The sequence below is a fragment of the Sinomonas sp. B1-1 genome, assembly GCF_050474465.1.
GTDB lineage: Bacteria > Actinomycetota > Actinomycetes > Actinomycetales > Micrococcaceae > Sinomonas > Sinomonas flava.
This window is the reverse complement of sequence record NZ_JBCHVF010000010.1, coordinates 129,710-142,722: the sequence shown is the minus strand read 5'-3', so window position 1 is coordinate 142,722 and position 13,013 is coordinate 129,710. Positions and strand designations below refer to the sequence as shown.

At 69.2% G+C, this 13,013-nt stretch carries 11 protein-coding genes; 2 read left to right on the top strand and 9 right to left on the bottom strand.

Features of this window, described 5'->3' with window-relative positions:
• Position 1: 1 nt before the first annotated feature.
• The 8 genes from ACQ5BE_RS14445 to ACQ5BE_RS14410 all read right to left on the bottom strand — a co-directional run bounded on the left by ACQ5BE_RS14445 (position 2) and on the right by ACQ5BE_RS14410 (position 9,013).
• On the bottom strand, positions 2-2,011 hold the full coding sequence (locus tag ACQ5BE_RS14445; RefSeq protein WP_430297667.1) for a hydantoinase/oxoprolinase family protein: 2,010 nt from the start codon (positions 2,009-2,011) through the stop codon (positions 2-4).
• Positions 2,012-2,208: 197 nt separating this feature from the next.
• Complete coding sequence (locus tag ACQ5BE_RS14440; protein WP_430297665.1) at positions 2,209-3,099, bottom strand: LysR family transcriptional regulator; 891 nt, start codon at positions 3,097-3,099, stop codon at positions 2,209-2,211.
• A 333-nt stretch (positions 3,100-3,432) separates the two neighbouring features.
• Positions 3,433-4,464 (bottom strand): aldo/keto reductase, encoded by a 1,032-nt coding sequence (locus ACQ5BE_RS14435; RefSeq protein ID WP_430297664.1) that lies wholly within the window; start codon positions 4,462-4,464, stop codon positions 3,433-3,435.
• Between the two features lie 13 nt (positions 4,465-4,477).
• Positions 4,478-4,747, bottom strand: a complete 270-nt coding sequence (locus ACQ5BE_RS14430; RefSeq protein ID WP_222703669.1) for a hypothetical protein — start codon at positions 4,745-4,747, stop codon at positions 4,478-4,480.
• A 66-nt stretch (positions 4,748-4,813) separates the two neighbouring features.
• Complete coding sequence (locus tag ACQ5BE_RS14425; protein WP_430297663.1) at positions 4,814-5,410, bottom strand: TetR/AcrR family transcriptional regulator; 597 nt, start codon at positions 5,408-5,410, stop codon at positions 4,814-4,816.
• A gap of 5 nt (positions 5,411-5,415) precedes the next feature.
• Positions 5,416-7,539, bottom strand: a complete 2,124-nt coding sequence (locus ACQ5BE_RS14420) for an MDR family MFS transporter (protein ID WP_430297662.1) — start codon at positions 7,537-7,539, stop codon at positions 5,416-5,418.
• Positions 7,540-7,667: 128 nt separating this feature from the next.
• A complete protein-coding gene (locus ACQ5BE_RS14415; protein ID WP_430297661.1) occupies positions 7,668-8,006 on the bottom strand; it encodes a hypothetical protein in 339 nt (112 codons plus the stop codon).
• 53 nt (positions 8,007-8,059) lie between these two features.
• Positions 8,060-9,013, bottom strand: coding sequence for a LysR family transcriptional regulator (locus ACQ5BE_RS14410; RefSeq protein ID WP_430297659.1), 954 nt, complete (start codon positions 9,011-9,013; stop codon positions 8,060-8,062).
• 126 nt (positions 9,014-9,139) lie between these two features.
• Between ACQ5BE_RS14410 and ACQ5BE_RS14405 the strand changes: the two genes are divergently transcribed.
• Both ACQ5BE_RS14405 and dctA read left to right on the top strand, forming a co-directional pair.
• Positions 9,140-10,276, top strand: a complete 1,137-nt coding sequence (locus tag ACQ5BE_RS14405) for a PrpF domain-containing protein (RefSeq protein WP_430297657.1) — start codon at positions 9,140-9,142, stop codon at positions 10,274-10,276.
• A 57-nt stretch (positions 10,277-10,333) separates the two neighbouring features.
• Entirely contained in the window at positions 10,334-11,680 is a 1,347-nt protein-coding gene (gene dctA / locus ACQ5BE_RS14400; RefSeq protein ID WP_430297656.1) for a C4-dicarboxylate transporter DctA, read from the top strand.
• Between the two features lie 80 nt (positions 11,681-11,760).
• Here the strand turns inward: dctA and ACQ5BE_RS14395 are convergent, their stop codons facing one another.
• Positions 11,761-12,957 carry a M20 metallopeptidase family protein gene (locus ACQ5BE_RS14395; protein WP_430297654.1) on the bottom strand — a complete coding sequence of 399 codons (1,197 nt, stop codon included), beginning with the start codon at positions 12,955-12,957 and terminating at the stop codon, positions 11,761-11,763.
• Positions 12,958-13,013 lie beyond the last annotated feature (56 nt).

Genomic DNA, 13,013 nt, shown 5'->3' with positions numbered 1-13,013 from the left:
GTCATGCCTCCTTGGTGAGGATCAGGTTGGTGTTCTCGTCCACGACGGCCTTCCAGCCCGAAGGCAGGAAGGTGGTGGAAGTGTCGTCTTCGATCACTGCCGGTCCGTGCTGGACTGCACCGACAGGGAGGGACCGGCGGTGCCTGAAGGTGGCGGCCACGTAGGCACCTCCTTCGACGATCTCGTGGGTACGGGCCGGGAGCCCGGGATCGACCTCGACCCGCGGGAGCGCAACGGACGGGGACGGCATGCTGACTGTGAGCCTGAGCGTGACGAGCTGGATCTCCTTGGACGGGTCGGTGTAGCCGAACCGTCGCTCTTGGACAGTCGAGAAGTGCTCTGCCAGCCCGGCGACGGTCTGCCTCTCACCTGCGGGGACGTCCACGAGCACTTCGAAGCCCTGGCCTGCGTACCGCATGTCGGCGGAGAAGCGGAACACAGGGTCATCGAGGGTGACCCCGTCCTCGCTGAGTCGCTCGGTGGCGTCCTTGGTCAGCGACCGGAGCTTGGAGCGAAGCCCTTCGTCCGAGGTCTCCCCCAGAGCCACGAGCAGCGTGTGCGAGAACTCGCGGCGGAACCCCGCCGTCAGCAGGCCGTAGGCGGAAGCAAGCCCGTTGTACGGGGGGATGATGACCTTTCCGATGCCGAGCTCGTCGGCGACCCAAGCTGCGTGGAGCGCACCTGCCCCGCCGTAGGCGCACAGGGAGTACTCGGTGACCTCGTGCCCGCGTTCGGTCGTCGTCATGCGGATGGCTGTGGCCATGTGCACCGACGCGAGCCGGTAGATGTCTTCGGAGAGCCGTTCGACGCTGCGGCCGAGCTGTGCGGCCAGCGGCCTGAGCGATTCAACGGCTGCATCTCTCAGGAGGACGCCGTTCCCGCCGAGGAACGCCTCGGGCCGGAGGAGGCCTCGGACAACATTGGCGTCGGTGACCGTGGGCTGGGTGCCGCCGCGGCCGTAGCTGACGGGGCCGGGCACGGCGCCGGCCGAACGCGGTCCGACGGTCAGCAGACCGCCGCTGTCGATGTCCACGAGCGAGCCGCCTCCCGCTCCGACTGCCACGATGTCCACCATCGGTACCCGGAGCGGCAGGCCGTCGGCGGTGCTCTCGGCGGTCTGGTCAGGCTCGCCGTTCCGGATCACAGCGACGTCGGTGCTGGTGCCGCCCATGTCCATCGTGACGATCTTGTCGATCCCGGCCGCCCGCGACACGGCGATCGCTCCGGCGACGCCGGCGGCAGGACCGGAGCGGAGCATGGTCAGCGGATTGGCCGCCGCAGTCGCGGCGGGGACCATGCCGCCGTTGGACTGCATGATCTGAAGCCCGACGACTCCCGAAGCGCGCGTGTCCTCTTCCAGCTGCCTGAGGTACCCGCTGATTCGCGGGCGCAGGAAGGCGTCGACCGTTGTCGTGGTCGTCCGCTCGTACTCGCGGAACTCGCGGGCGCACTGGCTGGAGATCGCTACCATGAGCTCGGGCGCGACCTCGGCCGCGATGGCCAGGATGCGCTCCTCGTGGTCCGGGTTGGCGTAGGAATGGAGAAGGGACACGGCGACCGCATCCACACCTCGCCCAATGAGCTCGAGGAGGGCCGCGTGCACCGCGGCCTCGTCCAGAGGCACTTCAATGGAACCGTCGGCGGACATTCGCTCGGGCACTTCCGCTATGTCTTCCCTCTGCACGAGCGGAAGCGGTTTGGTGATCTTGAGGTCGTACATGTGCGTCCGGTCCTGGCGCTGCAGGAAGACGATGTCACGGAACCCCTTCGTCACGAGCAGCCCCACCCGCGCTCCCTTGCGTTCGATGAGGGCGTTCGTGGCAACGGTCGACCCGTGGAGCAGATGTGCGCCCTCGACGACGTCCGTCGGGAGGCGGCTGATCGCTTCATGCACGGCTGCGGCGGGGTTCGAGGGCGTCGAGAACACCTTGTCGGTCGCCATCAGGCGCCCGTCATCGCCGAGAACAACAAGATCTGTGAAGGTTCCCCCACATTCGACGCCTATTCGCATCGCTGAATCCTTTCCCTTTAGGCCCCGTTGCCCGGCCATCGCCACAGGCGGAGGGCCTCAACGACAGGGTTCGCTGTTTGACCTCGCCGGCATGGGCCCGCGCCGCGCATCCGAGTGAATTCAGTATTCGGTGGCGCGCCTCACACTGTCTAACAGATAGATTTCAACGACCCAATCGAAAATAACGATCCGAATCCTTAGTGTGCGCCGAGGACGTCGTGGCAGACCTTTTCGAATGCGGCAGAACGTCGGGTAGGGATCACTCCGGTCGGCCGTGCAACGGTGACCCGGATCGGACGGGTGGGTCCTTCGATCGGGATCGCCGCGACCTCCTGACCTGCGTACGTCCAGCCTCCGGGCAGCCGCTGGTTCATCACGGCGTAGCCGATCCCGGATGCGACGAAAGACCTCACGGTCTCGTAGCCGTTGACTCTGTGGCGGATGTACGGAGTCACATCCTGCGCCTCGAAGAGGCCGAGAACGTAGTCACGCGCGTACGGGAGGTCGAGCAGGATGAGGGGTTCGTCGGCCAGTTCCGTGAGGGACACCGACTGGCGGCCTTCCTGTGCTAACCGGTGGCCGGCCGCTACCACGACGTGTGGCGGGGTCTCGACGATGACCGACGAATCGAACCCCTCGTCAAGCCCAATGTCGTACATCAGGGCGAGCTCGCACCGTCCGGCAATCAGCTCATCGCGAAGGTACTCAAGGTCCCCCTCGGTGAAGGTGACATGTACTCGCGGATGCCTGTCCTCAAAGGTGTTCAGGATCTCCGGTGCCCTGAACGAGGCAAGCGGCGAGTAGACGCCCACCCGCAGATCGCCGGTGAGGCTCTCCGCCATCCCCCGGGCACTGTCGTAGAGCTGGTCCGCGTGCTCGAGGAAGACACGGATCTCACGGTAGAACTGGGCCCCCGCGGCAGAAAGGACCAGGCCCCGGTGCCGGCTGCGGATGAAGAGCTGGAGGCCGAGTTCACGCTCAAGCTGAGACACGGCTGCGGAGAGTGCTGACTGGCTGACATTCAGTCGCCGAGCCGACTCCGTCATGTTCTCCGTGTCGGCCACCATCGCGAAGTAGCGCAGCTGCACGAGGGTGAAGGACTTTGCCATGCTGCCATCATGCCCCCGTTCGGAATACGCAGCCCCTCAGGAGGGTGGCGCCGCACTCTCCGTAGACCGCGGGCACGCAGTGGCGGAGTCAGACGCTAGAGGCCGGCGTGCGGATCGCCGATCCAAGGCGCGCGAGCCATGCAGATCGACAGAGACTATTCGTTTGCTCGCGCTGGCCAGAACACTGGGCCGCGGCCCCATGTTCGCACCAGGAAGCCGGCAAACTCCAGGCTCAATGGATCCACGTCGTCCCGCCGGCGACCGTCACGCCGAGCGAGGTCGCCCACGCCATCGACATCTACGACGCCGCTCCTACCGCCCGCCCTCGATCTTGCGGCTGCGCTGCTCGATGGCCCGGCCGCCGTACGGGTAGATGTCGAGCTCGGGCTCGCTGACCCTCGTCAGCTCGGCGGACTGCTCGGCGGTGAGCGTGAGGTCGGCGGCCTTGAGGTTGTCGGCCAGCTGCTCCCGGGTGCGGGCACCGAGGATCACGGACGTCACGGCGGGCTGGTCCGCCACCCACCGCAGCGCCACCTGGGCGTGCGAGACGCCGTGGGCCTCGGCGACCGTCTCCACAGCTCCGATGATGTCCCACGTCTTCTCCCGCGCGTTCCGCGGGCCCCACGCCTCCATGCCGCGCTGCGGGTTCTCCCCCAGCCGCGTCGCACCCGTCGGCTGGGTGTCGCGCTGGTACTTCCCGCTCAGCCAGCCCCCGCCGAGGGGAGACCAGGGCAGGAGGCCGAGGCCGGCGTCGAGCGCGGCGGGCACCATCTCCGACTCGATGCCTCGCACGAGCAGGCTGTACTGCGGCTGGAGCGTCACGGGGGCAGCCCAGCCGTGGGCCTTGGCCTCGTAGGCGGCCTTGGTGATCTGCCAGCCGAGGAAGTTGGAGAACCCGTAGTAGCCGATCTTCCCCGCCGAGACGGCGTCGTCCAGGAAGCGGAGGGTCTCCTCGATGGGCGTGTGCGGGTCCCACGCGTGCATCTGGTACAGGTCCACGTGGTCGACGCCGAGCCGCCGCAGCGACGCGTCGAGCGCGGTGCGCAGGTGGCGGCGCGACGTACCGAGGTCGTTGGGCCCCTCCCCCATGGGGAACCGCCCCTTGGTCGCAATGACCAGCTGGTCCCGCCGGTCCGGGTTGGCCGCGAGCCAGCGCCCGATGATCTCCTCCGAGGTGCCCCGGCTGTAGACGTCGGCCGTGTCGAGGAAGTTCCCCCCGGCGGCGGCGTAGTCGTCGAGCAGGGCGTGCGACGTCGGCTCGTCGGCCTCCGCGCCGAACGTCATGGTCCCGAGGGCGAAGGCGGAGACGGCGGCGCCGCTGCGCCCCAGTGTGCGGTACTCCATGCGCGCGCCCTTCCTAGTCCTCGTACTCGTCGTTGCCCGCAGGCGGGTAGTCGTCGTCATCATCAGGCAAGGGCTCCGCCTGTTCGAGCAGGTCGGCCTCGTTCGCCTCCGGATCCGTGCTGGCAGCGGGCGCGCCCCCGCCGGGCAGTGCGGAGGTGCGCTGCTCGAGGTAGTCGGCCTCGGAGGCCTCCAGCGGGGTGCCGGCGGCGGGTTCGTCGGGCGTGACGGGACCTGCGGGAATGCTCTGCTCCACTGCGTCTGCCTCAGGCACTTCGTCAGTCATGTCCTGCCTCCTTAGGATCCTCATCGGCATACTCCAATGAGTCGGCGTACCCCCATGCGTCGGATCCTAAACGCCGGACCCCCCCACCTGACAGAGCCGGGAGACGGTGGCGCGCAGCTGGGCGGGAGTCGCCCTGCCCGTCCCCGCGGAATAGGCGGCGTCGGCGTGCAGCATGAGCGCCGCGAAGACGAGCGCGACGGCGAGGCGCGCCGTCTCTGACGTCGCGCGCTGCTCGGCGAGGCGGATCACTCCCTTGCGCGCCCCCGAGGACCACTGGTGGAGAGCGGCGAGGAGGTCCGGCTCGAACCCCATGAGCTCCTTGATGCGCGGGATGTCGCCCTCCGGGCCGCCGGCGATCCCCGCCACGAGCTCGCAGAGGTCGTCCACGAGAGTGCCGGGGGCTTCGAGGAACCGCCGTTCCTGCTCCTCGGACAGCGCCGTGGCGGGGAGCCCCAGGGTCGCGGCCGCCTTCGAGGGGAAGTAGTTGAAGAACGTCCGCTCGGAGATTCCCGCCTCGGCGCAGACGTCCGCGACCGTGACCTGCGCGAGGCCGCGCTCGGCGGCGAGGGCGAACGCGGCGTCGTGGATCGCCCGCCGCGTCCGCTCCTTCTTGCGCTCCCGCAGGGTTCCCGGCGCGTCCTCGTGCGCAGTGCTGCCCTCCATCCCGCTCACCCCCGGTGGACCCGGATCACGCCGGTGTCGGGGCCGGTCGGCGAGCCGGTCTCGGCGGCGGCCAGGGCGGCGTCGGACTCGAGGTCCTCTGCGGTGCTGCGGGCGTCGGCCTGCTCCTGGAGCGCGGAGCGCTGGCGGAGCGGCGGGACCTTGAAGAACCACGAGAGCACGAACGCGAGGACCGTGATCCCGAACCCGACCCAGTAGATGTTCACCGCGGACTCGTTGAAGCCGACCATGAACGGCCGGGTGAGCCGCGCGTCGGCGCCTTTGAGGAAGGAGGTGTCCGAGGTGGTGGAGGACGAGGACCCCTCGGACGAGGACCCGTCCTTGAGCTTGTCGACCATCGTCGGCACGAGCCTGTCCACGATCGCGGAGCGTTGCGCCTGGTCGGAGTAGTCCACCACGAGGCGGCCATTCTCGACGACGGCGCCCGCCTTCTGCGCGGCGGCCTCGAGGGCCTGCTGCTCGGCGGCCGGCTTCGCGGCTGCCACCTGGCTGTCGATGACCCCCTGGGCGGCGGACGCCGGGAGCACCCCGGCGACCACCTGCTTCTGGACCGCGGCGGTCACCTGCTGCGTCACCGCTTGATCCGCGGCCTGCTTGGCAGCCGTGGCGCCCTGGTCGAGGCCGGACTGCACCTGCTCCTTCACCGGGCCCACGATGGGGTTCCAGATCTTCTCCATGACGCCCCTGTTCGCGGGATCGGACGCGACCGAGGGCGTGAGGGCGGCGTCGAGGGCGCTCGTGAGGTCGTCCTTGTTCTGCATCGCGGAGCTGATGTTGGCCGACATCGTCGCGAAGAGGACGGAGAGCAGCACGGCCGTGCCGAGCGTCCCGCCGATCTGCCGGAAGAAGGTGGCCGAGCTCGTGGCGACGCCCATGTCCCGCGGAGTGACGGAGTTCTGGGAGGCCAGGATGAGCGACTGCATGAGCTGGCCCATGCCGAGCCCGATGAGGAACATCGCGATCATGAGGTACCAGAGCGGCTTGTCGACCGTCATCGACGTCAGGACCAGGTAGCCGATCGCGACGAGGAGTGTTCCCGTGACGGGGAAGATGCGGTACTTCCCAGTGCGGGAGACGATCTGGCCGGAGGCGATCGAGGCGATCATGAGGCCACCGATCATGGGCAGCGTTGCGAAGCCCGACTCGGTGGGCGTGAGGCCCGTGACGAGCTGGAGGTACAGCGGGAGCGTGAGCATGGCCCCGAACATCGCGAAGCCCACGAGGAAGCCGAGGACGGTGGCCATCGAGAACGTGCGCGAGCGGAAGAGCCGCAGGGGGATGATCGCATCCGGGCCCATGGCGCGCTCGATCGCGATGAACGCGACGAGCCCGACGCCGCCGATCACATAGCAGGCGATCGACGCCGCGGAGTCCCAGCCCCACTCGCGCCCCTGCTCTGCGACGAGCAGTAGCGGGACGAGCGTGACGACGACGGCGGTGGCACCCCACCAGTCGATCCGCGGGGCCTCGTGCTTGTGGAACTTCGGCAGGTGCAGGAACGCGAGGACCATGAGCAGCGCGAGGATGCCGATGGGCACGTTGATCAGGAACACCCAGCGCCAGCCGGAGATCCACATGATCTGGTTCGCGTCGGCGAAGACTCCGCCGATCAGCGGGCCCACCACCGAGGAGACGCCGAAGACGGCGAGGAAGAAGCCCTGGTACTTGGCACGTTCGCGGGGAGCGAGGATGTCGCCCATGATCGCGAGCGGCAGCGACATGAGAGCGCCGGCGCCGATGCCCTGGAACGCCCGGAACCCGGCGAGCATGATCATCGAGGTCGAGAACGAGGACAGGAACGAGCCCAGGATGAACACCGCGAGGCCGAAGATGTACAGCGGGCGGCGGCCGAAGATGTCCGAGAGCTTGCCGTAGATCGGCGTCGTGATCGTCGAGGTGATGAGGTACGCGGTGGTGACCCAGGCCTGCTGGTCGAGGCCGTGGAGGTCGTCCCCGATGGTGCGGATCGCGGTGCCGACCACGGTCTGGTCGAGGGACGAGAGGAACATCCCCGCCATGAGGGCGTAGATGACCAGCATGATCTGCCGCTGGGTCATGACGGCGTCCGACGGCGCAGCTGTCGCCGGGGAGCCTGCCGATGCGTGAGACATGGAGGTGTCCGAATCTGTCAGAGGGGTTCAGGAGTCAGAGGGCCTGGGAGCGCAGTCGTTCGCCGAGGCAACTTTGCAGACTCTGCAAGTTTACACACTCTGCAAGAATCCGTCACCACGCGCTGGGGCTACCCCTCGTCGATCCGCTTGAGGAGGTCGCCGAGGGCCTCGCGGATGTCGTCGTGGCCGTACTGCGAGGCGCGGCTCTCCCCCGAGATCACGGCGCACCGGTGCACCTTCGCCAGGTCGCTGAAGGGGAACTTGTAGCGCCCCTTCGTCCCGCCCTCGTCGTCGTCCACGCCGAGGAACCACTTCGCGTACTCGTCCTCGCCGTGCTTGTCGAGGTACGCGCTGAGGTCCTTGGCCGACGGCGCATGCTCGCTCCAGTCGTCCCGCGAGTCCCGCACGACCTTGCCCTCGCGCACGAGCGCCTTCGCGTTCTCGTACGCCTTCCTGTTCAGCTTCACCGCAGTTCCTCCTTCCGGACGCACGACGCCGGGACGCGCCGTCCGCGGGAGGCTTACCCGGCGCCGGGGTGCTGAACCGGCCGCGACGGATCCTGCCGCCTGCGGCCCTGGGCGCGCCGCGCTGTCGAGCGGAAGACCGCGGCGGCCTGCTGCCCTGCGGGGCTGAGGCGGCGGTTGGCGAGGTGGGCCAGGAGGATCCTGCGGTTGGGGGAACGCTCGATGGGGACGGAGACAATGTCCGGGCGCAGGGCGGAGAGCGCTAGTTGGGGCGCGAGGGCTATCCCGATGCCCGCCGCCACCATGCCCTGCGTCTCCTGGTAGTCGTTGGCCGCGAAGGCGATCCGCGGTTCGAAGCCGGCGTCGCGGCAGACCCGGCTGAGGACGTCGGCCACCGGGTGCTCGTCGCGGACGACCCACTCGTGGTCCCGCAGGTCTGCCACGCGCACCGGGCCGCCGTCGGCGAGCCGGTGTTCGCGGGGCACGAGGAGCACGGTGGGGTCGCTCATGAGGGGCGTGACCGTGAGCTCGTCGTCCTCGATCCGCTCCCACGGATAGTCCCACAGGAGCGTCAGCTCGATGTCACGCCTCTTCAGCCGCTCGATGAGGCCGCCGCGGCGCGCGCTGACGACCGTGACGGCCACGTCGGGGTGGCGCGCGCGGAACGCGAGCACGACGTCGGGCATGAGGGAGGCGCCCACCGTGGGGAAGGTGCCCATCCGGAGCTGCCCGCGCCGCAGTCCCGCGAACTCGTCCATCTCCGCCCTGGCGGCGTCGATCGTCCTGTCGATGTCGTCGGCATAGCGCAGCAGTGCCGTGCCTGCCTCCGTCAGGGCCACCCCCCGCGGGCGCCGCTCGAGCAGGGCCACGCCCATCTCCTGCTCGAGCTTGGCGATCTGCTGGGAGACCGCCGACGTGGTGAAGGACAGCGCCGCCGCGGCGGACGTCAGGGAGCCGAGGCGTGCCACCTCGCGCAGCAGGTGGAGCCGGCGCAGATCGAGGTCAGCCATGCGGAGAGTTTAGCAGGAATAGACAGTGGTCGAATTCTTCGTGATTGTGCTGAAGGCTCACCGCCCCGATCGTAGAAGGAGCAGGCGCTGTGAGGCGCGACACCCCACGACACGAAGGAGACGGCAGTGCGACTACACGGTCACTGGTACCGGGGCGGCACGAGCAAGTGCTGGCTCTTCGACGCACAGGACATGGCCCAGCACGCGGACACCCGCGAGGAGATGGTCGGGCTGCTGGCCGACGCGTTCGGTGCGGCGGACGCCCGCCAGCTCGACGGCGTCGGCGGCGGCACCTCGACGACCTCCAAGGCCGCGATCATCACCGCCACCCCCGACGGCGCTGCCGATCTCGACTACCTGTTCGCGCAGGTGGGGATCGGGGAGCCGACCGTCGAGCTCGGGTCCAACTGCGGCAACTGCGCCACCGCGATCGCCCTGTATGCGGTTCAGGCCGGCATTGTCGCCCCCGCGGAGGGCAGCACCCGCGTCCGGATGCGCAACCTCAACACCGGCGCCGTCCTGACCGGGACGATCGCGACGCCCGGCCGCCGCATTCCGACCTCCGGGCGGGCCACGGTGCCGGGCAGCGACGCTCCCGGCGTGCCGGTCAGCCTGTCCTTCCACGCTCCGTGGGGGCAGACGACCGGAGCGGTGCTTCCCACCGGCAGCCCGGCTGACCGGCTCGCCGTCGGCCACACGGTACTCACCGCCTCAATGGTCGACGCCGGGGCTCCCGCCGTCTTCCTCCGCGCGGACGAGGCCGGGATCGACCTGTCCAGGATGGATTCCGGCCTGGCCGACCACCTGCCCCAGCTCCTCGCCGCCCGGGCCGCCGCCGGCGTCGCCATGGGGCTGCGGAGGCCGGAGGATCCGCCGCAGAACGCGATCCCGAAGGTCGGCGTCGTGGCTCCTGCCGCGGACTACACCGCGGCGGACGGCACCAGGATCGCGGCGGACAGCCACGACGTGCGGGTGCGGATGCTCTCGATGCTCGCGCCCCACCCCGCGATCGGCCTGACCTCGGCGGTCGCGGTCTCCCTCGCGGGGGCGGTGGCCGGATCGGTCGTGGCCGACGCCCTGTCTCCGGTGGACACCGGAAGGAGCACGAGGCTCCTGCGCATCGGCACGCCGGCCGGGGTCATCACCACCGAAGCCATCACCGACGGCTCCGGCGCCGTCAACGAAGTCGCCCTCCACCGGGCGGCCCGCCAGCTCGCCGTCGCCGACATCGACGTCGCACGGCCGCTCGCCCAGACGGCGTAGCACTCATCACCAGCCCCCTGTCATCATGGACAGGGCAGAACTCCAGGAAGTTGTTCAATGAAGATCAAAGCCATCCTCGGGCACCTCTACGTCCAGGTCCTCATCGGCGTCGGGCTGGGCATCCTCGTCGGCGCGCTCTGGCCCGACCTCGGCGCAGACCTGAAGCCGCTCGGCGACGGGTTCGTGAAGCTGGTGAAGTTCATGATCGCCCCGATCGTGTTCTGCACCATCGTCAGCGGCATCACCTCCCTGACCGACACCAAGAAGATCGGCCCCACGCTGCTGCGCTCGCTCGGGCTCTTCTACGCCCTCACCGCGCTGGCGCTCGCCCTCGGCCTCGCCTCGGTCATGCTGTTCCAGCCCGGCGCAGGCATGCACGTCGACCCCGCCCACCTGGACGCCGGCGTCGCCGCGAAGTACACGAGCCAGATCCACAACAACACCCCCGTGGACTTCCTCCTGAGCCTGATCCCGACCACCTTCGTGGGCGCCTTCGCCGACGGCGAGGTCCTGCCCGTGCTCCTGATCGCGCTCCTCTGCGGCTTCGCCTTCACCCGACTCGGCTCAGCGGGCAAGCTCGCCCTGGATGTGGTCAACAGCTTCAACAAGCTCCTGTTCGTCATCTTCGGCTACCTCATGAAGGTCGCCCCCATCGGGGCCTTCGGCGCCATGGCGTTCACCGTCGGCAAGTACGGCGCGCACTCCATCGGCAACCTCGGCCTGCTCATCCTGGCCTTCTACGCCGCGTGCATCGCCTTCGTCGTGATCGGGCTGGGCATCCTCGCCAAGATGAACGGCGTCAGCCTCTGGCAGGTCATCCGCTACTTCAAGGACGAGATCTTCATCGTCCTGGCCACCTCCTCCAGCGAGCCCGTGCTCCCCCGCCTGCTCTCCAAGCTCGAGCGCATCGGCTGCAGCCGCGGCGTCGTCGGCCTCGTGGTCCCGACCGGCTACTCCTTCAACCTCACGGGCACCGCCGTGTACCTCACGCTCGCCTCGATGTTCATCGCCCAGGCCTGCGACATCCACCTCAGCTGGGACCAGATCCTGCTCATGCTCGGCATGATGCTCCTGACGTCCAAGGGCGCCGCGGGCGTCACCGGAAGCGGCTTCGTCGCCCTCGTGGCCACCCTCGCCGTCATGCCGACCCTGCCGGTCGCGGGCGTCGCGCTCATCGTCGGCATCGACCGCTTCATGAGCGAGGCCCGCGCCCTGACCAGCACCATCTGCAACATCGTCTCCTGCATCGCGGTGGCGCGGTGGGAGAAGGCCCTGGACACCGAGGTCCTGCGGGCCGAGCTCAGCTCGGGATTCGTGCCGATTGAGGCGGAGACGGAGTCAGAGACTCAGTCAGAGACGGAGGCAGAGAAGCAGGGCGCTGCAGTCCCCGTGGGCGCGCACTGACGCCCAGCACCGCACTGACGTCCAGCACGGAGTGCTCCGGAGCCCGCGCAGGGCGCCGGAGCACTCCGGCGTTCCCCGTGCTAGGCAGAGGCTGCCGCGGCGAGTCCGAGGCGCCGCTCGGCGAGCGTCGCGAGGAACAGGGCGTGGTCCGGCAGGACGGCGTCCTCGAAGACCGCCCGCGCGGAGTGGATCGGTGCCCAGTCCGCGGGGTCCATGTCCAGCGAGCCGGCCCCCAGATGTCCATAGGAGCCGGGGATCTGCTGGAGGACCCTTGAGAAGTCCTCGGACCCTGCCTTGGGGTTGAGCAGGGTCTCGAAGCGGCTCCCGCCGAACAGGTCCTGCGCAGTGGACGCCCAGAACTCGGCGTGTTCGGCGTCGTTGATGGTGGCAGGGAGCGTGCGTCGGAACGCCACCTCTGCGCTGAGCCCGTGGGCCTGGGCGATCCCGGTGACCAGCTCGGGGAGCTCGCGCTCCAGACGGTCTTCGACCTCAGGGGTGAAGCAGCGGATGCCGGCCCTGAAGCAGGCGCTGTCCGGGATGACGTTCGGCGCGGTTCCCCCATGGAACTCTCCCACGGTGAGGATGACGGGGTCGAAGACGTCGAACCGCCGCGTGATGTAGGTCTGGAGGGCCCCGATGATCTCGGCGCCGGCCTGGATCGGGTCGAGCGCCTGGAAGGGGCGGGCGCCGTGGCCGCCTCGCCCGTTGATGACGACGTCGAGCCGGTCGAAGGCCGCCATGTAGGGACCGGGGCGGTTGGTGAACACCCCGGCCACGGAGTCGGAGACGACGTGGAGGCCGTAGGCGCCGGACGGCCGGGGGCCGGCGGCGTCGAGAACGCCTTCCTCGATCATGACCTGAGCGCCGTTGAACCCTTCTTCTCCCGGCTGGAACATGAAGATGACGTCCCCCTGCAGCTGGGCGCGCCGGGCATGCAGGAGCCGGGCGGCACCGACCAGTCCGGCCATGTGCAGGTCGTGCCCGCAGGCGTGCATGGAGCCGTTGCGCGAGGCGAACGGCAGCCCGGTGCTCTCGGACAGCGGCAGGGCATCCATGTCCCCGCGCAGCAGGACGCAGGCCGGGCCGCCACCAGGGTTTCCGCCGCGCAGGACGGCGGTGACCGACGTCGTGCGCGTTCCCGTCGTGACGTCGAGGTCGAGGCCGCGGAGCGCCTCGAGGATGAGGCCCTGGGTCTGGGGCAGGTCGAGGCCGGTTTCCGGGACCTGGTGGAGTTCACGGCGCAGGGCCACCAGGTCGGCACCGTCTTCGTGGGACACAGCCGCTCCCCTCGTGTGGGTTCTCGTGCTGCCCATCATGCACCCGGCAGCCTCCC